The 25957-nt window shown below is 69.5% G+C and carries 16 protein-coding genes; 10 read left to right on the top strand and 6 right to left on the bottom strand.

The window, feature by feature from the left end; translation table 11 throughout:
- Positions 1-4: 4 nt before the first annotated feature.
- The gene (locus tag ACZ6ZD_RS34390; protein ID WP_465678516.1) at positions 5-553 is read right to left on the bottom strand and encodes a winged helix-turn-helix domain-containing protein; all 549 of its coding nucleotides are present in this window, start codon (positions 551-553) and stop codon (positions 5-7) included.
- Positions 554-898: 345 nt separating this feature from the next.
- Between ACZ6ZD_RS34390 and ACZ6ZD_RS34385 the strand changes: the two genes are divergently transcribed.
- Entirely contained in the window at positions 899-5311 is a 4413-nt protein-coding gene (locus ACZ6ZD_RS34385) for a S8 family serine peptidase (RefSeq protein ID WP_465678515.1), read from the top strand.
- 57 nt (positions 5312-5368) lie between these two features.
- Here ACZ6ZD_RS34385 and ACZ6ZD_RS34380 read toward each other — a convergent pair whose 3' ends face one another.
- The gene (locus tag ACZ6ZD_RS34380) at positions 5369-5884 is read right to left on the bottom strand and encodes a winged helix-turn-helix domain-containing protein (protein WP_465678513.1); all 516 of its coding nucleotides are present in this window, start codon (positions 5882-5884) and stop codon (positions 5369-5371) included.
- Between the two features lie 282 nt (positions 5885-6166).
- Between ACZ6ZD_RS34380 and arfA the strand changes: the two genes are divergently transcribed.
- The 8 genes from arfA to ACZ6ZD_RS34340 all read left to right on the top strand — a co-directional run bounded on the left by arfA (position 6167) and on the right by ACZ6ZD_RS34340 (position 15365).
- Complete coding sequence (gene arfA, locus ACZ6ZD_RS34375) at positions 6167-7246, top strand: channel-forming protein ArfA/OmpATb (RefSeq protein WP_465678511.1); 1080 nt, start codon at positions 6167-6169, stop codon at positions 7244-7246.
- A 103-nt stretch (positions 7247-7349) separates the two neighbouring features.
- Positions 7350-8177, top strand: a complete 828-nt coding sequence (locus ACZ6ZD_RS34370; RefSeq protein ID WP_465678510.1) for a sunset domain-containing protein — start codon at positions 7350-7352, stop codon at positions 8175-8177.
- 54 nt (positions 8178-8231) lie between these two features.
- Positions 8232-8441: a type II toxin-antitoxin system HicB family antitoxin gene (locus tag ACZ6ZD_RS34365; RefSeq protein WP_465678508.1), complete on the top strand. Its 210-nt coding sequence runs from the start codon at positions 8232-8234 to the stop codon at positions 8439-8441.
- On the top strand, positions 8441-8782 hold the full coding sequence (locus tag ACZ6ZD_RS34360) for a type II toxin-antitoxin system HicA family toxin (protein WP_465678506.1): 342 nt from the start codon (positions 8441-8443) through the stop codon (positions 8780-8782). The genes ACZ6ZD_RS34365 and ACZ6ZD_RS34360 overlap by 1 nt, the downstream gene beginning before the upstream one ends.
- Positions 8783-9039: 257 nt before the next feature.
- Positions 9040-10743: a maltose alpha-D-glucosyltransferase gene (gene treS, locus ACZ6ZD_RS34355; protein WP_465678857.1), complete on the top strand. Its 1704-nt coding sequence runs from the start codon at positions 9040-9042 to the stop codon at positions 10741-10743.
- Positions 10740-12170, top strand: coding sequence for a maltokinase N-terminal cap-like domain-containing protein (locus ACZ6ZD_RS34350; protein WP_465678505.1), 1431 nt, complete (start codon positions 10740-10742; stop codon positions 12168-12170). The genes treS and ACZ6ZD_RS34350 overlap by 4 nt, the downstream gene beginning before the upstream one ends.
- A gap of 86 nt (positions 12171-12256) precedes the next feature.
- Entirely contained in the window at positions 12257-14494 is a 2238-nt protein-coding gene (gene glgB, locus ACZ6ZD_RS34345; RefSeq protein WP_465678504.1) for a 1,4-alpha-glucan branching protein GlgB, read from the top strand.
- Positions 14495-14504: 10 nt separating this feature from the next.
- Positions 14505-15365: an NUDIX hydrolase gene (locus ACZ6ZD_RS34340; protein ID WP_465678502.1), complete on the top strand. Its 861-nt coding sequence runs from the start codon at positions 14505-14507 to the stop codon at positions 15363-15365.
- Here ACZ6ZD_RS34340 and ACZ6ZD_RS34335 read toward each other — a convergent pair.
- Genes ACZ6ZD_RS34335 through ACZ6ZD_RS34325 form a run of 3 tightly spaced genes read right to left on the bottom strand, consistent with a single transcriptional unit; the run spans position 15362 to position 17681 of the window.
- Positions 15362-16003 (bottom strand): DUF1345 domain-containing protein, encoded by a 642-nt coding sequence (locus ACZ6ZD_RS34335; RefSeq protein ID WP_465678501.1) that lies wholly within the window; start codon positions 16001-16003, stop codon positions 15362-15364. The two genes, ACZ6ZD_RS34340 and ACZ6ZD_RS34335, sit on opposite strands and share 4 nt — an antisense overlap.
- Before the next feature lie 41 nt (positions 16004-16044).
- Complete coding sequence (locus ACZ6ZD_RS34330) at positions 16045-17253, bottom strand: RNA polymerase sigma factor (RefSeq protein WP_465678499.1); 1209 nt, start codon at positions 17251-17253, stop codon at positions 16045-16047.
- A 56-nt stretch (positions 17254-17309) separates the two neighbouring features.
- Positions 17310-17681 (bottom strand): YciI family protein, encoded by a 372-nt coding sequence (locus ACZ6ZD_RS34325; RefSeq protein WP_465678498.1) that lies wholly within the window; start codon positions 17679-17681, stop codon positions 17310-17312.
- A gap of 144 nt (positions 17682-17825) precedes the next feature.
- Here ACZ6ZD_RS34325 and ACZ6ZD_RS34320 point away from each other — a divergent pair, with 144 nt between their 5' ends.
- Positions 17826-19286, top strand: coding sequence for a flavin-containing monooxygenase (locus ACZ6ZD_RS34320; protein WP_465678497.1), 1461 nt, complete (start codon positions 17826-17828; stop codon positions 19284-19286).
- 50 nt (positions 19287-19336) lie between these two features.
- Here ACZ6ZD_RS34320 and ACZ6ZD_RS34315 read toward each other — a convergent pair whose 3' ends face one another.
- Positions 19337-25765 (bottom strand): DNRLRE domain-containing protein, encoded by a 6429-nt coding sequence (locus ACZ6ZD_RS34315; protein ID WP_465678495.1) that lies wholly within the window; start codon positions 25763-25765, stop codon positions 19337-19339.
- Positions 25766-25957: the final 192 nt, after the last annotated feature.

Here is a 25957-nt window from a genome sequence, read left to right as displayed (position 1 = left end):
CGCGTCAGCCGGCGCGCAGGCTGGTGATGGATGGGCGTTGGTGGTCGGTGAGGCGGAAGCCGGTGCCGCGGACGGCGTCGATGGTGACGGTGGTGCCGAGTTCGTCGAGTTTGCGGCGGAGGCGTTTGACGACTGAGTGAACGTCGGCGGTGCCGCGTAGCTCGCGGGTGCCCCAGACGGCCTGGTGGAGGGCGTCGTAGGTCCAGACGCGGACTGGGGCGGACATCAGGCGGGCGAGCAGGTCGATCTCGAGTTCGGTCAGCTGGACCTCGCGGCCGCGCCAGCGCGCGACGGAGCGGGCCCGGTCGATCGTCAGGACGTCGGCGTCCGGCGGTGCGGGCGGATCGGGCTCGGCCGCGGACTCGGGTTCGGGCGGCTCCGGGCGGCCGGCGGACAACGCCGTCCGGCCGGGAACCAACAGCTTGCGGAGTTCGTCGAGACTGGAGACGAGCAGCAGTGGCGCGACGTCGTCGACGAGTTCGGCCAGCCGCACCCGCTGTTCGGGTGAGGCGGCGACGGCGATGAGCAGCGGGAAGGATTCAGCGTCGGTCATGGTCTGATCGACGTCCGCTGGGGCGGGGACACGGGCGGTGACCATCCGGTCACGATGTCAACCCCTGCCCGAGATCGTCAACCGATGGCCACTCTTTGACCATCTTGCCTCGATGATGGCAACGGTTAGTCACATCTTGCTCACCAGGTGTGCTTGTTCGGCCCTTTCTCTGACACATATCGTCCTCGGCAGGCTCGCCGCGTCACACGCGGCGACCTGGGGGGCACCGAGCGCGTTCGCTCAACCGGTTCACCGCCCTGCGCGATCCGCCCGTCGCGCCCCTCTGCGCACCACATGACTCGGGGGAGTCAACTCGGGGTCGTCACAGTGAGGGGCTGCGAAGACATGTCAGACAGCAGACGAAAGGGGCTGGCCAGAACTCTGGTCGGCGCCTTGGCGACGGTGGCCGTCGTCGCGACCGGGCTCGGCGCCGGCGCCGCCCAGGCCGCACCGCCCACCAAGCCGACGGGAACCGATCCCGCCGCCAAGATCAAGCCGGACCTGATGGAGAAGTTCTCCGGCAAGGACGCGAAGGCCGCCGACACCGACTACTGGGTGTACTTCGGCGCCAAGGCCGACCTGGCCGCCGCGAGCAAGATCGCGGACTGGACCAAGCGCGGGACCGCGGTCGCGGAGGCCCTGCAGAAGACCGCGACCGCCAGCCAGAAGAAGGTCAAGGCCGAGCTCGACGCGGCCGGCGTGCCGTACAAGGCCTTCTGGGCGACGAACGCGGTCCGGGTCGAGAAGGGCTCCCTGGATCTGGCCAAGCAGCTGGCCGCGCACAGCGAGGTCGCCGGGCTCTACAACCCGCAGCAGATCGAGGTTCCGGAGACCACCGCCGGCGCCAACCAGAACGAGATCAACGCGGTCGAGTGGGGCGTCGCCAACATCAAGGCGAACCAGGTCTGGACGCAGTTCGGCAACAAGGGCGCCGGGATCACGATCGCCAACATCGACACCGGCGTCCAGTACGACCACCCGGCGCTGGTGAACCAGTACCGCGGCAACCTCGGCAACGGGCAGTTCGACCACAACTACAACTGGTTCGACGCGGCCGGCTCCTCGCCGGCGCAGCCCGGCGACACCAACGGCCACGGCACCCACACGATGGGCACCATGGCCGGTGACGACGGCGCCGCCAACCAGATCGGCGTCGCGCCCGGCGTCAAGTGGATCGCCGCGAACGGCTGCTGCCCGAGCGACGCCGCGCTGATCAACTCCGGGCAGTGGATGCTGCAGCCGACCAACCTCGCCGGGCAGAACCCCGACGCGAGCAAGCGGCCCAACATCATCAACAACTCGTGGGGCACCCGCGCGCCGTCGAACGACCCGTTCATGGAAGACGTCACCCTGGCCTGGACGGCGTCCGGGATCTTCGGCGCGTTCTCCAACGGCAACAGCGGACCCAACTGCGCGACGTCCGGCTCCCCCGGCAGCTCGACCAGCAACTACTCGGTCGGCGCCTACGACATCAACAACGCGATCGCGAGCTTCTCGGCGCGCGGCGCGGGCCAGAACGGCACCATCAAGCCGAACATCGCGGCGCCGGGCGTCAACGTCCGGTCCAGCGTCCCCGGCAACGGCTACGCGGCCTTCAACGGCACGTCGATGGCCTCGCCGCACCTGGCCGGCGCGGTCGCGCTGCTCTGGGCCGCCGCGCCGACCCTGAAGGGCAACGTCGCCGCCACGCGGGCGCTGCTGAACTCGACGGCGACCAACGTCGCGGACACCACCTGCGGCGGCACCGCCGAGAACAACAACGTCTTCGGCGAGGGCCGGCTCGACGCGCTCGCGCTGCTGAACGCCGCCCCGATCGGCCAGACCGGCACGCTCGCCGGCAAGGTCACCGCCGCGACCGGCGGCGCCGCGCTCGCCGGCGCCAGCGTCACGGTCAAGGCAGCCGGCCAGGCCGACAAGGTTCTGACCACGAACAGCACCGGCGCGTACTCCGTCGTCCTCGCGACCGGCGACTACTCGCTGACGGTGGAGTCGTTCGGGTACAAGTCGCAGACCGCGACCGCCGCCGTCACCACCGGCCAGACCACCACGAAGAACTTCGCGCTGGAGAGCAAGCCGCTGGTCAGCGTCGGCGGCACCATCACCGACGGCTCCGGCCACGGCTGGCCGCTGTACGCGAAGGTCTCGGTCGAGGGCCCCGGCGGCACGTTCGACTACACGACGCCGACCAACGGCCGGTTCAGCTTCAAGGTTCCGGGCAGCGCCTCGTACACCCTCAAGGTCGAGTCGCAGATCCCCGGCTACCAGACGACGACCGTGCCGATCACGGTCGGCGCCGGCAACCTGACCAAGAACGTCGCCGTCCCGGTCCGCGACGGCGACGGCTGCTTCACCGCTCCCGGCTACCGCGAGGCCACCGAGGGCTCGGTCGAGGCGTTCGACGGCACCACCGCACCCAGCGGCTGGACCGTCGTGGACGGCAAGGGCAACGGGCAGGTCTGGACGTTCGACGACCCGGGTAAGCGCGGCAACCTGACCGGCGGGACCGGCGGTTTCGCGATCATCGACAGCGACAAGTACGGACGGGACCAGACCCAGGACACGTCGCTGGTCAGCCCGGTACTGGACTTCTCCGGCAACGATTCGCCGAAGGTCCGGTTCAACCAGGACCTGCGCTACATCAGCGGTGAGAAGGCCGATGTCGACGTGACCGTCGACGGCGGCACCACCTGGACCAACGTGCTCCGGCAGACCGCCGGCAACCGCGGCGTGAAGACCATCGCGTTGCCGCAGGCCGCGAACAAGGCGGCCGTCCAGGTCCGCTTCCGCTACTACGACGCGTCGTACGACTGGTGGTGGCAGGTCGACAACGTCCTGTTCGGCAAGGTCTTCTGCGAGCCGACCGGCGGCGGTCTGGTCGTCGGCAACGTCAAGGACGCCAACACCGGCGGCGCCGTGAACGGCGCGGTCGTCACCCGCGACGGCTCGACGGAGTCCGCGACCACGGTCGCGACGCCGGAGGACACCGGCCTCGGCGACGGCTTCTACTGGCTCTACTCCTCGGCTGACGGCGACCAGGGCTTCACGGCCAAGGCCGGCAACTACGTCAGCGCGCAGTCGACCGTCGCCGTGGAGGCGGACTGGGTGACCAGCGCCGACTACACGCTGGACGCCGGTCAGCTGAGCGTCACGCCGGGCGACATCAACGCCTCGCTGCCGCTGGGCAACGCCAAGACGACCAAGAACGTCGTCGTCACCAACACCGGTGGCGCCCCGGTCAAGGTCAAGTTCGGCGAGAAGGACAACGGCTTCGTCCTGCAGAACGCCGACGGCAGCACGACCACCAAGGCGCAGGTGCTGAACAGCAAGGGCGCTCCGCTGCAGCGGCTCGACGTCCCGACGTCGTTCGCGCAGTCGCCGGACAAGACCAACGGCGCCGCCGTTCCGGCCGCTGACGGGCCGCAGGCCCCGCCGTGGGCCGGGATCGCCGACTACCCGTCGGTCGTGATGGACAACCGCGTCGTCACCGTCGACGGCAAGATCTACTCGATCGCCGGCGGCAACGGCACGGCCTCGAGCGCGAACAGCTACGTGTACGACCCGGCCGCCAAGGCCTGGACCGCGATCGCCCCGCTGCCGGGTGCTCGCAACGCCGTCACCCTGGGCGCCGTCGGCGGCAAGATCATCGCCAGCTCCGGCTGGGGCGCGTCCGGTCCGGACGCGGCGACCTGGTCGTACGACCCGGCCGCCAACGCGTGGAGCGCCGTCGCGGCCAACCCGGCTCCGCGGGCTGCCGCGGGCCAGGCCGTCGCGAACGGCAAGCTGTACGCCATCGGCGGCTGCACCACTGCCAGCTGTACGCCGATGAGCAACACCGTCGTCGAGTACGACGCCGACGCCGACACCTGGGCGACCAAGGCGCCGTACCCGAAGTCGGTGGCGTTCGCGTCCTGTGGCGCGATCGACGGCAAGGTCTACTGCGCCGGCGGTAACGACGGCACGAACTCGCTGAAGAACGCCTACGTCTACGACCCGGGTGCGGACTCGTGGACGGCGATCGCCGACGCTCCGGCCGACCACTGGGCCGGTTCGTACGCGGTGGCCAACGGCAAGTTCAACGTCGTCGGCGGGGTCCAGGCGGGCGCCGTCACCAACGCCGGCTTCGCCTTCGACCCGGCCGCCGGCACCTGGTCGGCGCTGCCGAACGCCAACCAGGCGCGGTACCGCGGCGGCGCGGCCTGTGGCTTCTACAAGGTCGGCGGCTCGTCGGGTGGCTTCACCGCCACCGACGACAGTGAGAACCTGCCGGGCCTGGAGAACTGCACGGAGTCCGCGGCCGACGTGAGCTGGCTGGCGCTGGACAAGACCGAAGCCGAGCTGGCCCCGGGCGAGTCCACGACGGTCAAGGTCACGCTGAACGCGAACGTCGACCAGCCGGGCACCTACACCGGCGCGGTCACCATCGGCGAGGACACGCCGTACTCGGTGGCTCCGGTCGACATCAAGCTGAGCGTCACCCCGCCGAGCACCTGGGCCAAGATCCAGGGCACGGTGACCGGCGTCAGCAAGACCGGCGCCAGCGCTCCGCTCGCCGGTGCGACCGTCCAGGTGGACTCGTGGGCGCAGTCCTACACGTTCAGCACGGACGCCAGCGGTGAGTACGCGTACTGGTTGGACATCCGCAACAACCCGCTCACGCTGATCGCCGCCAAGGACGGCTACAAGCCGCAGACCCGTTCGACGGAGCTGCTGGCCGATGAGCCGGTCACCGAGGACTTCGCACTGAAGTCGCTCAAGTAACCAGCTACAGCAACAGCCAGGCCCCGGACCTTCACTGGTCCGGGGCCTGGCCCTTTGCTAGGTAGTAGGCAGCAGGTGGAAGCCGACGCCGCGGACGGCGTGGATGGTCACCGTGGCGCCCAGATTGGCCAGCTTCTGCCGCAGGCGCTTCACCACTGAGTGAATGTGGGAGCCGTGGCCCAGATGCTCGTTGCCCCAGACAGCATGGTGCAGCCGCTGGTAGGTCCACACTCGGCCGGGCTCCTCGACCAGACAGTGCAGGAAGTCGTGTTCGAGCCGGGTCAGCGGCACCTCACGATCACGCCACCGGACGGTACGCCGTTCGACGTCCAGGAACAGCTCCTCTTCCAGCTGCGTCGGCTGGTCCAGGCGCGGGACGACGCCCGGCGCCACGACGACCGGCGGGGGCGTCGCGGCCAGCGTCTCGGTCAGCTCCAGGAACACCCGGGCTTGTTCAGCACTGGACACCAGTAGCAGCGCGTCGGCGTCGCCGAGCAGCCGGGCCAGCTGAATCCGCTCGGCCGTCGACGTGGCCACGCCGATGATCAGCGACGATTCGGACGTCCCCTCCATGAGCAGTTCCTCCCCTGTGTGCCCACCGGGCGGTCGAACGGTGTGGGCAAACGCCGTACAAGTACGGTTTAAGCCACGAACTAAGTCAAGGGATTCCCTGCACGTCGGGCTGGCACAAATGCGAACTGTCAACGTCAGGACAGTTTGACCGGATCCGGTCAGAGCGACACGCGGCCTTGATTTGCGATCCCGCGTGCGCTGCGTGTGCGCGGCGGAGTAGTCTCCTCGCGCACGGTCACTTCGGCCCGCACCCGTCGGAGGACCGCTTCTGACGGAGGAACAGTGTCCGGACTCGTTCGGCGGCCGCTCGTCATCTGGCTGCTCGCGGCTCTTGCCGTACCCGTGCTGCTCGTCGCCGTGCTGGTGCCGGCGACCGCGGGGTCTACTGAGGATCAGCTGCGTGCGCGGACGGAGGCGGCGCTCAGAGCCGGCGGTGTCAACGCCTCCGTGCGGATGGACGGGCGGGACGCCACGGTCTCCGTGTCCACCGATGTGGACGAGACGCACCTGCGCGAGATCGTCGCCGGGGTGGACGGCGTCCGCGTCGTCTCGATCGAACGTGGGCAGGCCGATCAGGGCGGCGAGACTCCGAGCCCGGAGCCGGAGCCGGAGGCCGGGTTCGAGCTCGGGCGGACGGAGACGGCCATCCGCGTTCAGGCGGTCGTGCGGAGTGAGCTGGCGAAGGATGTGTTGCGGACCGAGGTCGAGAAGCTGCTCGGGCCGGATCGGGAGTACGACGAGCGCGTCACGGTCGATGCGGCCAAGGGGTTCGTCGAGCCGACCACGCTGACCGCGCTGCTGTCCGCGCTGGCGATCGGGACCGGTGACGCGTCGGTCCGGTACGACGGGAGCACGGTCACGCTGAGCGGCGAGGTGCCGGACCAGGCGACCAAGGCGATGGCGGCGCGGGCCGCGGCGAAGGCGGTGCCGGGGGCGGTCGTCGCGGACGAGCTGATCGTGCCGACGGCGAAGCCGACGCAGAGTGAGCCGTGCCGGACGTTCAAGAGCCGGCTGGCGGAGTTCGGCCGGCAGCAGCGGATCAACTTCCTGTCCGGGACGGCGATCGTCAACGACGCCTCGAAGCCGGCGGTCGTCCGGGCCGCGGAACTGCTCAAGACCTGCCCGACGGCCCGCGTCGAGGTCGCCGGTCACACCGACAACCTCGGCTCCCCCGCCAGCAGCCTCCCGCTGTCCGAGCAGCGCGCCGCCGCGCTCAAGAACCAGCTCGTGCGCCTCGGCGTCCCCGCCGACCGTCTGGTCGCCGCCGGCTACGGCCAGGCGTTCCCGATCGCCTCCAACTCCACCGCCACCGGCCGGATCGCCAACCGCCGCGCCGAGATCAGACCCCTGCAGGAGAACTGATGACCTGGCTGATCGCCCAGAACTGGCTCCTCCTCCTCACCGCCTTCCTCCTCGGAAGCGCCCTCACCTACCTCCTCCACCGCGCCACCCGGAAGGCCCACACATGAGCTGGCTCCTCCGCCACAACTGGCCCTGGACCCTCGCCGCCTTCCTCCTGGGCGCCGCCATCACCTGGTACCTCCTAGACCGCCGCCCCCACACCCCACCCCCAACAGCAGAACACCCCGAAGCCGCCGAACCAGTGCTGGTAGGCGCAGCCCCCACCCCCACCGCAGGCACGGCCACCCAGCCCCAGGCCGAACCACCAGCCCGAACAGAACCGGCCCCCCGCACGGCCACCCACGCAACACCAGCAGAAGCCCCAACGCGCACCCCCTCAGCGGCGCCTGCCAAACCCGAGCCGGACGAAGCTGTCGCGCCGCCCGCAGCCGAACCCGAGCCAGCGGCGTCCGCGGCTCCGGTGGCAGCAGCTGCCAGCCCGGCCCCAGCCACCCACGCAACACCAGCAGAAGGCCCAACGCACACCCCCTCAGCGGCGCCTGACAAGCCCGAGCCGGACGAAGGTGTTGCGCCGCCTGCGGCCGAGCCCGCGCCGGCGGCGTCCGCCTCGGCTCCGGCCGCGCGAGCGGCGTCCGAGGGGCGTGGGCAGTTCTCGCGGGTGATGGATTCGGAGCCGACGTTGTTCGACCAGGATGTGGTGGCGCCTGGGCGGTACGGGGAGGGGTCGGCGGAGGCGGTGCCGCACCAGGGGCCGCCGGACGGGTTCACGATCAAGGGGAATGCGCAGTCGATGCTGTTCCACACGCCGGAGTCGCCGTACTACGGGCGGACGAAGGCGGAGGTGTGGTTCCGGACGGAGGCGGACGCCGAGCGCGCGGGCTTCACGAAGTACGTCCGGAAGCCGCGGAAGTCGGTCGCCCCGCCGGAGTGATCCCGTTGCGTCGTACGATCGTGACCCGGAGTGATCACATCCTGGAGGACGACCGTGCAGCAAGAGATTCATGTCCCCTTCCTCGTCGAGCAGGACGAGGACGGCGCCTGGGCCGCGCAGGCCGCGCTGACGCCCGAGGCGTTCGCCAACGGGCAGGGCGACACCCGTGAGGAGGCGATCGAGGACCTGCGCGCCGCGATCGCCCTGCTCGCCGAGGAGGTCGGCGTGCCCGAGCAGCTGGTCGTGAAGATCGAGCTGCCGTAATGCCCAAGAAATTCCGGGACGCCGACCGCAAGCTGCGCGAAGAGGGCTTCGAGCCGGTCCGCCAGAACGGCAGCCACATCACCTACAAAAACAGCAGCGGCCGCACGGTCATCGTCCCGAAGAAGGAAGAGATCAAGACCGGGACGTGGAGCAACATCGAGCGCCAGGCCGGGATCAAGCAGGACAAGTCCGGCCGGGACAGCGGGGACGACGCGATGCGGCTGGCCAACGAGGGCGTCACGCCGGCCGGCGGGAAGGGCAACGACGCCGCGCAGGGCGAGCGGCAGAGCACCCAGCGGCACGGCAAGAGCAACAAACGGGGCTTCGGCTCCGGACGCTGAACATCTGAGACCAGTAGGCCAGAGGTCTTATTGGGTGGGATGTCGGCCGGTCCATTTGCTTGTACTGGCAAAGGGCGGTCAGACTAAGCGCGACGATCACGCGGAACCGTCCGTCGCGCGACGTACCCCAATCACCGGGTCCGACCGGGTTCACGCACTGCCTCTTTTGACGAGCCCGGTAATGGGTACGGGAGGTCAGTGCGCGCCCTGGGCCGGCCCGACCCACAACCTTCCCGATGGAGGTGAGCGTGACCGACATGCTGCCGGAGCAGCACCACGGACTGACGAAGAAGGATCCGCTGTGGTTCAAGCGGGCCGTCTTCTACGAGGTCCTGGTGCGATCGTTCAAGGACTCGAACGCCGACGGCATCGGCGACCTGCAAGGCCTGACCGAGAAACTCGACTATCTCGAGTGGCTCGGCGTGGACTGCCTGTGGCTGCCGCCGTTCTACCCGTCACCGTTGCGGGACGGCGGTTACGACATCTCCGACTACACCGGCGTGATGCCGGAGGTCGGCACGATCCAGGACTTCGCCGCCTTCATGGAGGCCGCGCACGCCCGCGGGATGCGCGTGATCGTCGACTTCGTGATGAACCACACCTCGGACCAGCACCCCTGGTTCCAGGAGTCCCGCGCCAACCCGGACGGCCCGTACGGCGACTTCTACGTCTGGTCCGACACCGACGAGCCGTACGGCGACGCCCGGATCATCTTCGTCGACTCCGAGCAGTCGAACTGGACGTGGGACCCGGTCCGCGGCCAGTACTTCTGGCACCGGTTCTACTCCAGCCAGCCGGACCTCAACTTCGAGAACCCGGCCGTCGGCGACGCGATGATCGAGGCGCTGAAGTTCTGGCTCGACCTCGGCATCGACGGTTTCCGGCTGGACGCCGTGCCGTACCTGTTCGAGGAGGACGGCACCAACTGCGAGAACCTCCCGCGCACCCACGAGTTCCTCAAGCGGGTCCGCAAAGAGGTCGACGCGAACTACGAGGACCGGATCCTGCTCTGCGAGGCCAACCAGTGGCCGGCCGACGTGGTCGACTACTTCGGCGACCGCGACTCGGGCGGCGACGAGTGCCAGATGGCGTTCCACTTCCCGGTGATGCCGCGGATCTTCATGGGCGTGCGGCGCGAGTCGCGGTTCCCGATCTCGGAGATCCTGGCCCAGACCCCGGCCATCCCGGACACCTGCCAGTGGGGCATCTTCCTGCGCAACCACGACGAGCTGACGCTCGAGATGGTCACCGACGAGGACCGCGACTACATGTGGTCGGAGTACGCGCAGGACCCGCGGATGAAGGCGAATATCGGCATCCGCCGCCGGCTGGCCCCGCTGCTGGACAACGACACCAACAAGATGGAGTTGTTCACGGCGATGCTGCTGTCGCTGCCCGGCTCGCCGATCCTGTACTACGGCGACGAGATCGGGATGGGCGACAACATCTGGCTCGGCGACCGCGACGGCGTCCGGACGCCGATGCAGTGGTCCCCGGACCGCAACGCCTCGTTCTCCACCGCGACCCCGGGCAAGCTCAGCCTGCCCGTGATCATGGACCCGGTCTACGGCTACCAGGCGGTGAACGTCGAGGCCGAGATGGAGAACGCCTCCTCGCTGCTGCACTGGACCCGGCGGATGATCCAGACCCGTAAACAGCACCCCTGTTTCGGGATGGGCACCTTCACCGATCTGGGCGGCTCGAACCCGAGCGTCCTGTCGTACATCCGCGAGTTCGGCGACGACGTCGTCCTGTGCGTGAACAACCTGTCCCGCTTCCCGCAGCCGATCGAACTCGACCTGCGGCAGTGGCAGGGCGTGGAACCGGTCGAGCTTCTCGGCGGGGTGCACTTCCCGGCGATCGGGGAGTTGCCCTACCTTTTGACCCTCGGCGCCCACGGTTTCTACTGGTTCCGGCTGCCCGTGGCCAAGTCGGACGACCATGAGGAGAGCATTTCGTGACTTCCCATCTGGACCAGGTCCAGTCCTTCTGCACGAACCAGCGCTGGTTCGGGGAGAAGGGACACGACGTCGTCGTCGACGCCATCGCCACCTCGGCCTGGTTGTCCGGCGAGGGCGTTTGGCCCGCGGTCCGGATCGGGTTCGTCTACTGTTCGGGTCCCCCCGGGTCGGACACCCCGATCCGGGTGTACCAGCTCCCGCTCAGCTACCACCGGGCGCCGGTCGACAACCTCGGCCACGCCCTGATCGGCGACTGGGCGGAGCAGGACCTCGACGACACCCGCGTCTGGGTGTACGACGCCCTGCACGACAAGGAAGCCACGCCGTACTGGCTGGACGGCCTGACCAACGGCCGCACTCTCGACGGCCTGGAGTTCCACCCGGTGCACGCGCCGGAGGGCGCGACCGTCGTCCCGGAGGACGCGCAGTCCCTGGTGCTGACGGTCGAGCAGTCCAACACGTCGCTGGTCTTCGGCGACGTCGCGCTGCTGAAGGTGTTCCGCCGGCTCGAGCCCGGGAGCAATCCCGGGGTCGAGATCGAGTCGGCGCTCACCGAGTCCGGGTCCGAGCTGGTCCCGGAGGTGCTGGGTTCGGCGCGCGGCAGCTGGCCGCGCGCCGGCGGCGGCACCGACAGCGGTGAGCTCGCCATGATGACGGCGTTCCAGAAGAACGCGACCGACGGCTGGGCGTTCGCGACGTCCTCCGTCCGGGACCTGTACGCCGAGGCCGACCTGCACGCGGCCGAGGTCGGCGGCGACTTCGCCGGTGAGTCGCACCGGCTCGGCGCCAGCACCGCCCAGGTGCACTCCGAGCTGGCCAAAGCGCTGGGCACCGACGTCTGGGAGCAGGACAAACTCGTCGAGCACGCCGCCGCCATGCAGCGCCGCCTCGACCAGGCGGTCGCGGCGATCCCCGAGCTCGCGCCGTACGCCGCCGGCCTCGGCCGGGCCTTCGACGCACTCGCGGCCACCGACCAGCCGGTGATCGTGCAGCGCATCCACGGCGACTTCCACCTCGGTCAGGTGCTCCGGACGATCGACGGCTGGAAGCTGATCGACTTCGAGGGCGAGCCGGCCAAGTCGCTGATCGAGCGCCGTGCCCTCGACACCGCCGTCAAGGACATCGCGGGCATGCTCCGCTCGTTCGACTACGCGGCCCGCTCGCTCCTGCTCACCGACCACGAAGGCGACCAGCAGATCGCCTACCGGGCCTCGGAATGGGCGACCCGTAACCAGCAGGCCTTCTGCGACGGCTACGCCGAGGTCGCCGGCACGGACCCGCGGCAGCAGTCCGTCCTGCTCAGCGCTTTCCTCGCCGACAAACTCATCTACGAATGCCTCTACGAGGCCCGCAACCGCCCGACCTGGCTGCGCATCCCGCTCTCGGCCGTGGCGGCGCTCGCCGAGGCCGAATCCGCGGAAGGCTGACCCCGGTCCAGACCGCGAGTGTGTAGGCGGCGAGTCGGCGGGTACGGGGTGCAGTGAACGTGGCCGCGATCGGGCAGGATGTGCATATGGGATCGAGTGAGAACGAAGCCATGGAGGTACCGGTGGTTTCGGCCGACCAGCCTTTGGTGACAGCGGTTCCGGTGGAACGGACCGTCTTGGATCGGGTGGTCGGTGGGACTTATCACGATCCGCACCAGGTGCTCGGGCCGCATCTGGGCGCGAGTGGCGTGACGGTGCGGGTGCTGCGGCCGTTCGCCAGTGCTGTCACCGTTCTGCACGGGGATGCGCAGCGGCTGGAGTTGCGGCACGAGCACGACGGCGTGTGGGTCGGCGTGATCGACACCGACAAGGTGCCGGACTACCGGCTCGAGGTCGGCTACACCGACGGGCCCGCGCTCGAGGTGGACGACCCGTACCGCTACCTGCCGTCGCTCGGCGAGATCGACCTGCACCTGATCGGTGAGGGCCGCCACGAGCAGCTGTGGACGGTGCTCGGCGCGCACGTCCGCCGGTACGAGGGCCCGGCCGGAGCCGTGACCGGGACGTCGTTCGCCGTCTGGGCCCCGAACGCGCAGGGCGTCCGGCTGACCGCCGACTTCAACTTCTGGGACGGCCGCGCGCATCCGCTGCGCTCGCTGGGCTCGTCGGGCGTCTGGGAGCTGTTCGTCCCCGGCGTCGGCGCCGGCACCCGGTACAAGTTCGACATCTGCGGCCGGGACGGCGTCTGGCGCCAGAAGGCGGACCCGATGGCCAACCTGGCCGAGGTTCCCCCGGCGAACGCGTCGGTCGTCCACGAGTCGACGTACGAGTGGGCGGACGCCGAGTGGCTGGAGCGCCGGGCGGCGTCGCAGGCCTACGCCGAGCCGATGAGCGTCTACGAGGTGCACCTCGGCTCCTGGCGCAAGGGCAAGAGCTACCGCGAGCTGGCCGACGAGCTCGTTGCCTATGTCAACGATATGGGTTTCACCCATGTCGAGTTCATGCCGGTGATGGAGCACCCGTTCGGCGGTTCCTGGGGCTACCAGGTGACGTCGTACTTCGCGCCGACGTCCCGGTTCGGCGACCCGGACGACTTCCGCTTCCTGGTCGACAAGCTGCACCAGGCGGGCATCGGCGTCCTGGTCGACTGGGTGCCGGCGCACTTCCCGAAGGACGCGTGGGCGCTGGCCCGGTTCGACGGGACGCCGCTGTACGAGCACCCGGATCCGCGCCGCGGCGAGCAGCCCGACTGGGGCACGCTGGTCTTCGACTTCGGCCGCCCGCAGGTCCGCAACTTCCTGGTCGCGAACGCGATCTACTGGGCCGAGGAGTTCCACATCGACGGCCTGCGCGTCGACGCGGTCGCCTCGATGCTCTACCTGGACTACTCACGCCAAGAGGGTCAGTGGGTGCCGAACCAGTACGGCGGCCGGGAGAACCTGGAGGCCGTGTCGTTCCTGCAGGAGATGAACGCGACGCTCTACAAGCGCGTCCCGGGCGTGATCACGGTCGCCGAGGAGTCGACGTCCTGGCCGGGCGTCACCCGGGACACCCATCTCGGCGGGCTCGGGTTCGGCTTCAAGTGGAACATGGGCTGGATGAACGACTCGCTCCGCTACCTGGAGCACGAGCCGGTGCACCGGCAGTACCACCACCACGAGCTGACGTTCTCGATGATGTACGCCTACTCGGAGAACTTCGTCCTGCCGCTGTCGCACGACGAGGTCGTGCACGGCAAGGGTTCGCTGCTGCGCAAGATGCCCGGCGACCGCTGGCAGCAGCTGGCGAACCTGCGCGCTTACCTGGCGATGATGTGGGCGCACCCGGGTAAGCAGCTGCTGTTCATGGGCTGCGAGTTCGGCCAGGAGTCGGAGTGGTCCGAGAAGGGCGAGCTGGACTGGTGGCTGCTGGACCACGCCGACCACCGCGGTCTGCGCGACCTGGTCCGCGACCTGAACCACGTCTACAAGGACACCGCCGCGCTGTGGGGCACCGACCACGACCCGGAGAAGTTCAGCTGGATCGACGCCAACGACGCCGGGAACAACGTGTTCTCGTTCGTCCGCTTCGGCGCCGAGGGTGAGCCGACCATCGCCTGCATCGCGAACTTCTCCGCCGTACCGCATCACGGCTACCGGCTCGGGCTCCCGTACGCCGGTCAGTGGTCCGAGGCGATCAACACCGACGCCGGCTCGTACGGCGGCTCCGGGGTCGGCAACCTGGGCGCCGTCCAGGCCGACGGCCCGGAGTGGCACGGGATGGCAACCAGCACCGAGCTGTCCGTGCCGCCCCTGGCCACGGTGTACTTGCGGTACGACGGGTAGCGTTCAGGGTGTGACCGCCGAACTGACCGATGGTGACCTGACGCTGCAGCTGTCCCAGGACGGTGAAGACGTGACGGTCTTCACCGTGGGCGCCTTCGGGACCGTAGAGGTCCGGCGGACGACGGTTGGCGTCGGTCTGGTCGTTTGGGCGCTGGAGGGCGGCTCCGACGTCGCACAGCGCGCAGTGCGGCTGGTTTCGGAGTACGCCTTCAGTCAGCTCGGCTTGGCCCGGCTGCAGATAGAGGTGGACCCGGAGCTGCACTCTTCGGCGCGGGTGGCGATTCGGTCCGGTTTCCGGCGCGAGGGCCTACTGCGCGGCGCAGCCCTCGTGGACGGCGAGCGGCGGGATCTGGCCATCTACGGCATGCGCAGCGACGACCCGCGGCCGGACAGCCTGCTCGGCTGGACCACACTGATGGACTCCGCTCTTCCGAAGAAGCGGGTGATCGCGCACGTCGTCGTCCGCGACACCAGTGGTCGCGTGCTGCTCTGCCAGGTCAGCTACAAACAGGACCGCGAGCTGCCGGGCGGCGTCGTCGAACCTGATGAGGACCCGGCCACCGGCGCCTCCCGTGAGATGGAAGAGGAGCTGGGCCTCGCCCTGCCGCTGCTCGGCGTCCTCGCCATCGACTGGCTCCCGCGCTGGGAAGGCTGGGGCGACGCCGTCGAGATCCTGTACGACGGCGGCGTCCACGACCCGTCCATCCTGCAGACCCTGCAACCGGACGGTCGCGAGATCCTCGCCATCGGCTGGCACTCCCCCGAGGCGCTCGAAGGCCTGGTCTCGCCGCTGAACGCGCGCCGCCTCCCGCTGCTGCTCGCGAAGCCGGGCCAGCTGCACAACCTGAGCAACGGCCGGCCGATCAGCTAGTTCGTCAGGTACGACGTGACGAAGGTGACGGCCGTGGCCAGGATGAGGGTGTTGAAGACGAACGCGAGGGTCGCGTGCGCGAGCACCCGGCGGCGGACGCGGCTCTGGGTGACGGTCACGTCAGTGGTACCGAACGTCGTACCGACGGAGACCGCGAAGTAGGCGAAGTCGACCAGGCCCGGTTCGTCGGTGCCTGGGAAGTCGAACCCGCCGGATCGGGCGTGTAAGGCCAGGTACGAGATCACGAAGGCGATCTGGAGCGCCAGCCAGGCGGTGATGACGGCCAGGACGCAGATCGCCAGGGCCAGTTTTGGCGGCGCGCCGAGTGACTCGGCCCGCGGCAGCGCCGAGACGGTCGCGAAGAGGGCGATCATCGCCGCACCCTGGGCGAACTGCTCCGGCGTGCTCTGGAACCAGCGGTCGGCGACTCCTTGCCGTGACGTCGCCAGCACCAGCTCACGAAGCGCCTCCGGTGAGCGGCGGCGGAACGTCAGCCAGGTCAGCAGCAGGTAGCCGGCGAAGTAGAGATTCCAGCCGGCGAGGACCCTGAGCAGCGTCTCCCCCGGGAGGAACAGTGCCGGAATGATCAGCGGCAGGACCAGCATCTGCCGGGCGAACTCCCGATTCCACCAGCGCATCTGACTCCCCGTGGCCGTCGCGAACGCGCCCATCCTAAGGTTCAGCTGAGCTCGTCGTGGCGGCGGCGCAGGAAGCGGCGTTCGGCTTCGTTGCCGGTGAGCGTGATCGCTTCGGCGTACGCGGCGGCGGCCTGGACGCTGCGCCCCAGGCGGGCCAGGACGTCGGCGCGGGTGGCGGGTAGGTAGGGGTAGGACTGGAGGGCGGGTTCGTCGCCCAGGGCATCCAGCTCGGCGAGGATCTCGGGCAGGTCGGCGTCGGGGACGAAGCTGCGGGCGGCGGCGCGGTTGAGGGCCACGACCGGCGTCGGCCAGCTGACCATCATCGCGTCGTACATGCGGACGACCTGACGCCAGTCGGTGCGCTCCCAGGACGGAGCGGTGACATGCAGACCGGCGACCGCGGCCTGGAGCGCGAAGCGGCCGCCGCCACGCTGCAGAGCAGCGGTCGCTCGGGCGACCCCTTCCGCGATCAGTTTGACGTCCCAGCGGGCGCGGTCCTGGTCGGCGAGCAGGACGAGTTCGCCGTCCGTGCTCATCCGGGCGGTGCCGCGCGCCTCGGTCATCAGCAGCAGGCCGAGCAGCGCCTCCGGCTCGGTCTCTGCGGGTATCAGCCGGACGAGCATCCGGGCCAGCTCGATCGCACGCCCGGTCAGATCGGCACGAGTCAGCTCGGCGCCGGCCGCGACATGCCCCGCGGTGTAGACGAGATGGACGACGGTCAGCACGGCGTCCAGTCGATCGGGCAGCTCGTGGTCAGCGGGGATCCGGTACGGGATGCCGGCGGCGGCGATCTTCTTCTTCGCCCGGGTGATGCGCGCCGCTGCCGTCGCCTCGCCGATCCGCAGTCCGGCCGCCACCTCACGCGTCGTCAGACCGCAGATGAGCCGCAGCGTCAGCGCCACCTGCGACTCCCGAGCCAGGGCCGGGTGACAGCAGGTGAACACCAGCCGCAACGGGTCCGTCGGCTGCTCGTCGTCTGCCGGCTCCTCGTCGACCAGCAGCGGCAGCTTCCGCCGGAGGGTCGTCTCACGCCGCAGCCGGTCCAGCGCGACCCGCCGCGCCACCGTGGTCAGCCAACCGGCCGGATTGGCCGGAAGACCCTCCGGCCAGACCCGCATCGCCTGGACGAACGCGTCCTGGGTGCAGTCCTCAGCCAGGTCCAGGTCGCGGGTCAGCCGGACGACGGCCGCCAGCACCACGGACCAGTGTTCGCGGTGCGCACGCGCCACCGCATCGACGACCTCCCGCACCTCCGCCCCCGCCGGTGGCTCCGGCGAGGGCAGAGGCGGGGTGGTCCGGCCGGTCATCAGGCAGGCGACTCGGCGTCGTCCGAAGTGCTCATGATCGGACGGACCTCGACGTTGCCGGCCGGGCAGAGCTTGGCGAGCTCGATGGCCTGGTCGAGGTCACGGGCCTCGATCACGTAGTAGCCGCCCAGGGCCTCCTTGGTCTCGATGAACGGACCGTCGGTGACCAGGGCCTCGCCGCCGTCCTGCTTCCGGATCGTGCTGGCCGTCGTCGACCGCTCGAGCGCCTCGCCGCCGAGCACCCGCGCGCCGGCCGCCTCGACGGCCGCGGTGAACGCGCCGTGCAGCTCCATCGCCTTCTGCCACTCCTCGGGCGTGAGGTTGTCGAACCACTCCTCGCTGTCGAACAGCAGGAAAACGTACTGCGCCATCTCGGACTCCCTTGTCTGGGGCTTGTCTTGAACATCTTCCTGACGAACGGGGCCGGACGGAATCGACACCCCCAAGGAAGAACTTTCCGGACTACTATTGAGCGATTACTCAACAAGCCCTCTTCGCGCCCCTGGAGGAACCGTATGGAGCACCTCGACGTCCTGATCGTCGGCGCCGGCCTGTCCGGGATCGGAGCGGCGTACCGGCTGCAGACCCAGGCGCCCGGCCGCTCGTACGCGATCCTCGAGGCGCGGGACGCGATCGGCGGCACCTGGGACCTGTTCCGCTACCCCGGCATCCGCTCGGACTCCGACATGTTCACGCTCGGCTTCCCCTTCCACGCCTGGGCGGGGAAAGCGATTGCTGACGGGCCAGACATCTTGTCGTACGTGAACGAGACGGCGGCGACGTACGGGATCGACAAGCACATCCGGTTCGGCCAGCGGGTCGCACGCGCGTCCTGGTCGTCCGAGACCGCGCAGTGGACGGTCGAGACGGAGGACTCGGCGTACACCTGTTCGTTCCTCTACTGCTGCAGCGGGTACTACGACTACGACGCCGGCCACGTGGTCGACTTCCCGGGGCAGAGCGAGTTCCAGGGCGAGGTGATCCACCCGCAGCACTGGCCCGCCGACCTCGACCACTCCGGCAAGCGAGTGGTCGTCGTGGGCAGCGGGGCGACGGCCGTGACGCTCGTACCGGCGATGGCAGCCACCGCGGAGCACGTGACGATGCTGCAGCGGACGCCGAGCTACGTCGCCTCGCGACCGGCCGTCGACGCGTTCGCGGATCGGGTCCGCCGGGCGCTGCCGGAGAAGCTGGCGCACCGGATCGTCCGCACCAAGAACATCGCGCTCAGCACGCTGACCTACAACGCGTTCCGCAAGTTCCCCGCGCCGGCCGCCCGGCTGCTCAACCGAATGGCCGCGCGACAGCTACCCGATTCGATCCCGGCCGACCCGCACTTCACCCCGACGTACAAGCCCTGGGACCAGCGCCTCTGTCTCGTCCCGGACTCGGACCTGTTCCGCGCCCTGCGCAAGGGCACCGCCTCGGTCGTGACCGACGAGATCGAGCGCTTCACGACCGACGGCCTGCTCCTGAAGTCGGGCGCAGAACTGAAGGCGGACGTCGTCGTCACCGCGACCGGCCTACGCATGGTTGCCCTAGGCAAGATCGAGCTCACCGTCGACGGCCGGCCCGCCCCGGTCAGCGAGACCTTCGTCTACAAAGGCCTGATGCTGAGCGGCGTCCCCAACCTGGCCTGGTGCGTCGGCTACACCAACAACTCCTGGACACTCCGCTCCGACCTCAGCTCCCAGTTCGTCGCCCGCCTCCTCAACCACCTCCAAGCAACCGGCACCGACATCTGCCTCCCCGACATCGACCCCGCCGAATACGCCGCCCCCCGCCGTCCCGTCGTGGACCTCTCCTCCGGCTACATCCAACGAGCCGCCGCCATCCTCCCCCGCCAAGGCCCCAACGGCCCCTGGCGCCTCCGCCAGAACTACCCCCGCGACCTCCTCACCTTCCGCTTCGGCGCCCTCGAAGACGGCACCCTGAAGTTCACCCGACGAGCCCCAACAGCGGACCGCTCCGCCTGAACGACCGGCGCCCCCATCTCCGCAGAACGAAGATGGGGGCGCCGGCTAGATCAGAACGGACAGCCCGCCGAAGAGGCGAACCATGAGGTGGCCTTGTAGACGGGCGGCCCCTTGATGTTGAACACATATATCCACAGACACCTGTTACGTCTGGCTGCGTACCAGGCAGTCGCGTAGACGTAGCCGGCCAGCGCTGAGACCAGCGCTGCGACCGCACCGATCCACTTACCGTTGAACGACAGGGCGCTGAAGGAGAAGTAGGCCGAATAGTCGTCCTTCACCCGAGCTGTTCCCGCGCGGGAGAAGTTGATCGACAAGTGGCGATAAGGGCTCCACCAGCGCTGCCAGATGCTCCACTTGCCCCACCAGCGGCGGCCGCCGGCGGCTCCGGTCAGGTCGTCCATGCCGACCGGGTCGGAGGGGTACATGTAGCTGTTCGGGTTGCCGCCGACGACCGGGTCCGGTGAGGTAAAGAGTCCGGTGACCGGGTTGTAGACGCGGACGCCCATCAAGACGAGACCGGCGCCCGAGGTCGCCCGTCCCCTGGCGCCCAGCCAGCCGTAGTCGAGCGAACCTGACACGACCTGGGTAGTCCGGCCGTACTCGTCGTAGTTGCGCCACCCCTTGATGCCGGTCGCCGTCTGGCCAGGCTGCTGGACCTCGACGAGGCTCACCACGTCACCGTGCGGGTTGGCGATGCTGATGTCGGCCTGCCCGTCCTGCAGCGACAACGCCAGGTTCCCCCAGAGCTGCGCGTAGCGACGCGCGATACCGCCCTGGGTGGTCCAGGTCGGGTTGTCACCGCCATCGGTGTAGTGCCGGGTGACCGCGACCGGATCGGCGCTGCCGGTCTTCACGGTCTCCACGGCTCGCCGATCCGCAGCGTCGAGGGTGTACGTCGTGGTCGTCGTGCTCTGCTTGATCGATCGGACGAGATCGTTGTCGTAGTAGGAGAGCGCGATATCGCCGTTCGCGCTCACTGGGGCATCCGCGGCCGGCACGGTCAGCGCCCGGCCGAGGAGGTCGTACGCGTACTGACCGGAGCCGTTGGCGCCGCTGATCGGACGATCGGCGGTGTCGAAGGCCCGGGTCTCGGTCTGCGCGTTCGCGGTCGTGCAGGCGCCGTCGGCACCGGAGATCGCGGTCGACTTGCGCAACCGGTTGTGGTTGCCGTCGAACGCATAGGTGCGGGTGACGCACGGGGCCGCGGTCGGGTCCGCGATGTCGATCCCCGGCAGCGCCGACGTCCGGTCGCGAACCTGGATCAGCCGGCCCGCGCCGTCGTAACTGAACGCGCGATCGTACGGCTTGGCGTCACCGGCCTGCCCGTCGAACGCCGCGCCGTCCGGCGTCCACTCCCGCACCGCGCGTCCGGAGCTGTCGTTCTCGGTTGCCCAGGACAACCAACTCCCGTTCGGGTCGACGGTCGTGCTGCCGTCCTCGTTGACCGTGCTGACCTGGCCTCGGTACTGCAGGCCCACCGGCACCCCGGCGCTGTCGAACTCGCTGGTCTGGCTGATCCCGCCCGGCAGCTTCTGGGTGGTCATCGCGCCACCGGCATCGAACGCGCCGGTCGCCGACCAGGTCTTGCCGCCGGTCGTGACCTCGACCTTCGTCACCATGCCACGACGCTCGGCCAGTCCGAGCGCGTCGGCGCCGTCGTACGAGTAGGCGGTCGAGCCGTTCGCGTCCGCCACCACCGACGGGCTGCCCGTGGCGCCGTACGTCGTCCTGGCCACCTGCTCGCCGGACGGCTGGTACGTCGTCTGCCGGCCCCAGCCGTCGAACCCGGTCGCGATCGTCTCGATCGTGCCGCTGCTCGAGGTAGCCGTCATCAGCGTGACCAGGCCGTTGTTCGGGTCGTAGGTGAAGGACTTCTCCGTGTTCGGCGTGGAACCGGCCAGACCGGCAACCGTCTGCTTGGCGGACAACCGGCGTCCGTCCAGCCGGTAGGTGCTGGTCGTCGTCCGCTCCACGGCACCTGACTTCTCGACCTCGACCTGCGGAGCCAGCAGGTAGCTGTACGCCTTGTAGGTCTTGGTCGGCAGGCTGCCGGTGTTACCCGACGGAGCGGCCGCAGGGCCTGTCCGGCAGATCAGCTCGGCCCATTGCGGCTTGTTGCCACATTCGGGAGCGGCAGCGTTCGCACCGGCCGTGTAGTAGACGATCTTTGACGTACCCGCGTCCGAACCGGTGGAGGTGGGCTGCCGAGTCTCAGCGAGGCGTCCGTCGGCGTCGTAACCGTCGGCCTTGACGATGTCGCCGGGTCCCGCAACGCCGTTCAGGTCGACATCGGTGATCGTCCTGGCCGCGCGTCCGACGTCCCAGCCGCCGGAGTAGTCGGTGAGCGTCTGGCTGACCAGCTCCAGATCCGCGCCCGTACCGGGGTCGTACGTCGATACCGTCTGCGCCGTGGCGAGTCGGTACGGCTGAGAGGTCTCAGGGTTGATCCCGCCGTTCGGTGCGCCCTGGTCGTACGTCGTGTGGCTGCGCGGGCGAACCCAGGCGACCGTTCCGTCCTTCCGTACGGCGTAGCGCGCCGGGCCGTAGGTGTCGGTGACCAGCGAACCGGCCGGAGTGACGACGGTGTCGCCGTTCTTGAGGTCCGGGTTGTAGACCGTCAGCGACGCGAGCTGATCGACCGTCGCTCCGGACGGCATCGCGTTGTCGACGATCGCGCGCAGAGCCCGTTCGTCGAGCTGACGGATCGTGTTGCCCTGATCGTTGTAGTCGGTCGCGGCGAGTTGCCAGTTACCGGCGCCGTAGCGCGCCGTGTTGACCGTGTATCCCTCGGCGTCGGCGTACTGCAGATCGGCGTACTGCCAATCGGCCGCGGCAGGAGGACCGGACAACGGGCGGTCCGGCCCGAAGACCGCGAATCCCTTGACCGGAGCGGACTTCTGGTTCCACCGGGTGACCGACGAGGCAGTCAGATCGGGCAGCCCGTCGCCGCTGAGCGGGGCGTCGTACACGAACTTGCCCAGCACCGCGGTGCCGCCGGTCGGATCGCCGGCCGGGCGATCCCGCAGGACGGCGTCGAGCTTCGGGTGCCGATCACCGGTGACGTAGCCGAACTTGTACGGCGTCTGCCCAGGCTCCTTCAGCGTGGCGAGGTCCCCCGCCGCGTTGTAGGTGTACTCCGTGTTCAGTCCGGAGCGGGGGTCGGTGACCTTGATCAGCCGGCCGTCGGCGTCGTAGGCGTACTCGGCGATCTTGATCGAGTCCATCGCCGCACCGCCGACCTTGTCCGGGTTGTAGGCGTCGATCCAGGCGCCGGTCATCCGCCAGCCCGCGGAACCGATCGGGCTGTAGGCGAAGTGCAGCGCGCGGCAGCCCGCGTTCATACCCGCCAACGGCGTCGCCGGGACATAAGCGCCGCACGTGACACCGGCAGGTGCCGGAGCGAGGATGCGGCTGACCCGGCCACCGTCGTACGAGTACGTCGTCCGTGCGGTCGTGCCGGCCTCCGTGACCTCACTGACCCGGAAGGTCGTGTCCGCGGTCGCGACCGGCGCGGTGGGCGTCGTCCAGCGCGTGGTCACGCCTTGGTCAGTGGTGTAGGACAGCGTCGTCGCGGCACCACTGCCGCTGACGGTCAGCCGGGACCGATCGGTCGTCGTCGTCTCGTCGGCAGGCGTCCAGGCGCCGAGTTCGAAGCCCGCTCCGGACCGGCGCCGCCCCGACGGAGACTCGAAGGTCTTCGTCGTGCCGTCGCCGTCGATCAGCACGAGCGTGCTGTCCAGGCGGCTCGAGTCGACGAGCTGCATTCCCGACGCACCCGAGTCCGCGCCGTCGAACTGCGCCGTCCAGCCGGGGCCGAAGACGCCGCTGAGCTCGGTGGCCGGCGACTCGTGCGTGGTGTGCGAGCGGGTGATCGCCAGGTCGCCACTGCTGCCGGAAGCGGTCGCGTCGGTCACCTCGACGTTGAGCTCGCCTGTCCAGAGCGCGACCTGTCCGGGACCGGCGTCCGCGACCGGGAAGCCGTCGCCGAAGGCGTGCGGCAACCGCTGGACGCTCGCATCCGGGGACTCCGACCAGGTGCACTGCTCGGTCGAGCCGTAGCGGAAACAGACCTGAACATCGAGGTTGACGGGCACCCGGTCGCTCAGCTCGGTGGGCTGGATGCCCGCGATCGCGGGATCGGAGTCCAGCAGCTCGTCGATCTCGGCCTTGTTGGTGTCCCAAAGGGTGTTGACCGTGACTCCGGCCGCGCCGTTGTCGGTGACCGGGAGCTCGGTGGAGTCGTTCCAGCCGATCAGGTCGTCGGCGCCGCCGTAGCCGGAGACGCGCCATTTGACGCGGGCCGTGACGGTGGGAGCGGTGCCCTTGGGCGGGCCCGAGGCGGTGATGCGGATGTTGTCCGCGGTGGTGATCTTCGGATGGGCCGCGGGTGTCGTCAGGGTCGCGCCGCCCCAGCCGAACTGGTAGTTGATGCTGGTCGAGAGGGTGCCGGCGGGGGTCTCGGACTGGGTGCGGATCAGGTGCAGACCGGCTTTGTCGCGGGGGAAGGTGACCTCCCATTTGGCGACGTCGGGGTCGCTGGAGGGGGTGATCTTGATCTGGCCCTCGGGGCCGCCGGCGGTGTTGGCCGCGGGGCGTTTGCCGTCGATGATCAGGCGTAGGTAACCGGGGGCGTTGTAGCCGGTGCCGGTGGCGGTGACGGTGCACTTCACGTCGGCGGCCGGGGTTGCGTCCTGCCAGCTGTTGTTGGCGTACGGCGTCGGGCACGAGACGACCGGAGCCGCCGGCGTCGCCTCGCCGGTGCGGAGGCGGGTGTTGTAGTTGACCCAGTGGCCGTCGATGCGACCGTCGTTCGCCTTCGCGCGGATGTACAGCAGCGTGTTGTCCGGTAGCGGGGTCGCGGGCCGGCAGCCCGCCAGCGTGCCCGAGGCGTAGACCGAGGAGGTGCAGGTGCCCTTGACGCTGAGGGTCGGGCCGCTGCCGGTGTAGAACTCGAAGATGTACTTCACGGTGTTGCCGTCCGGGTCCGTCGCCTTGGTGCGAACCCAAGGCCGCAAGGTCGCGGAGTAGAGGGCGGAAGCGGTCTCACCCGGCGCCGCGTACGCGACGGCTTCTGTCGGCTCGACTGTGGCCGGGGTGTTCGGCGGCCGGTTCCAGGTGTAGGAGACGAACGGCGGCGTCTGCGACTCGGTGGAGCCGAAGCGCTTCCAGTAGTTCTTGTCGGACTCGTTCGCGGCCTTCAGCGCGACGCCGACGGTCGCGGCCGTGGCCGTCGTCCACGTCTTGGCCAGGCCGGTCAGGTTGATGCCGATCCGGCCCGAGCCGCAGGCGCTGGAGAAGCCCTTCGCGGTGGTCGCCGTCCCGGAGACGGTCGTGCTGGTGGTGGGCTGCGCGTCCCACCGGGTCGCGGTCGAGGCCGGGTCGGCCGAGTGCAGGTTGACCGCGGTCGGCGTACAGGTGATCGAGCCGTTCTGGTAGAGCGACAGGTAGGCGTCGACGATGTCCTTGCCCGCGAACGGCGCGGTCGGGAAGTTCAGGAACGTGCGCTCGATGTGGGTGTTGTTCCGGCCCACCTTGAGGTCGACGGACGACGACAGGTCGACGTTCGCGCTGGTCTGCACGTAGGTGTCGAAACTCGCCGGCGCGGACTGCGTCGTGTACGTCGGATCGACCGTCACCGGGAAGACGCGCTCCGGGGCCAGCAGCCACTTCGCGTCCGGAGCGATGACCAGCGTCGCCCGACCGGGCGAGACCTGCTCGACGGAGACCTTCACCACGGCCTGGTCGACCGGCTCACCGGTCACCTGGTCGCGCTTCGCGTCCCACATGAAAGCCACCGGGATCCGTGCGCGGACGACGTTCTTCGCGTCCACGAACTCGATCACTCCGGCCTTGCCGGTGCGCGCGGTCAGACCCTTGGTCCGCAACGGGAGCCGCCAGACCGGCGCGGTGGCGGGCCGCGCCTTCACGACGAAGTCGGTCTCGAAGCCGTTGCGTCGGGCATCGACCGTCAGATCGACGCCGGGCTGCACGTCGGCGTACGTCGCCTTGGTGCCGGCGATCGTTGGCTCAGGCAACTTCCACGGCGCCAGCCACTCCACCTGGCGCCCCGCGTCGGCCGCGCCGGCGAACACGCCGCCGCCGGCCGTGGACCGCTTCCCCAGTCGCAGACCGAGTTTGTGCCCCTTCGGGGCGACCGAGCCGTCGGCGCTCTTGGCCAGCTCGAGGTTGATCGAGCGCCATTGCCCCGAGGAGTTCCGGTATCGCACCGGGACCGGGTAGGCCTCGGTGGTCATGGTGCCGTCCGGGTTCGCCCAGGTCGTCGCGGTCTCGGACCGCATCGACTCCACTTCGACCCTGGCGCCCTGGGATCGCGCGGTCAGGACCGCGGAGACCTGGTCCGGCCGGGACAGGACTTTCGGCGCCGCCGGCACCGGATCGGCGGCGGGCCCGGCCACCGCCGGCTGCCGGGCTTCCAGCCCGGTCACCACCACACCGAACGTCACCAGCAGCGCCACACCGCGTCGGAACCACCGACCGTTGGCACGTCGAGATCGACCGCTATCGGGCACGTCGTTACACCACCTCACGCCGGCCTTGGGAAGGGGACAGCCTTCGACGGGGCATCGCCGAAGGCAGCCGGCTCCCGCGACATCGCGGGCCTGCCGGAGGCCGTTACCCGAATTGCACCAAGCTGCAGAAGTCCTGCA

Source organism: Kribbella sp. NPDC104218, from assembly GCF_055584105.1.
This window is presented reverse-complemented; position numbering and strand designations above follow the sequence as displayed.